The sequence below is a fragment of the Pseudomonas sp. SB113 genome (genome assembly GCF_040754745.1).
Taxonomy (GTDB): Bacteria; Pseudomonadota; Gammaproteobacteria; order Pseudomonadales; family Pseudomonadaceae; genus Aquipseudomonas; species Aquipseudomonas grimontii.
The window spans coordinates 1-378 of sequence record NZ_JBFMHW010000263.1 but is presented as its reverse complement, the minus strand read 5'-3'; the positions used below and the strand labels follow the sequence as shown (position 1 = coordinate 378).

Here is a 378-nt window from a genome sequence, read left to right as displayed (position 1 = left end):
TCAGGCGGTCGAGGTCGACCTCGTTTTCCGCCGCGCCGACCACGGCGGCGGCGCTGCCGGTGTCGGCATAGGCGCTGGTCAGCAGGCCGTCGAGTTCGTCATCGCGTATCTGCTCAACCCGCGACTGGCCGAACTGGCGCCGCACTTCGCTGATCGACCAGCCGGGGGTTGAGGGGCAGACGGTCAGCAGCAGACCGTCCTCGCCGGGGCGCAGGAGGATGCGTTGGGATTTGGCCCAGGCGTAGGGGAGAAGGCTCATACCCCTCTCCCACAGGAATACACAGTGCAAATGTGGGAGGGGGCTTGCCCCCGATGAGGGTGTGTCAGCCACAGGTGTACAAACTGACCCACCGCTATCGGGGGCAAGCCCCCTCCCAC

At 66.7% G+C, this 378-nt stretch carries 1 pseudogene; it reads right to left on the bottom strand.

The window, feature by feature from the left end:
* Positions 1 to 259: pseudogene (locus tag AB1462_RS32480) on the bottom strand (type II secretion system protein GspE); the annotation flags it as partial.
* Between the last annotated feature and the right edge of the window lie 119 nt (positions 260 to 378).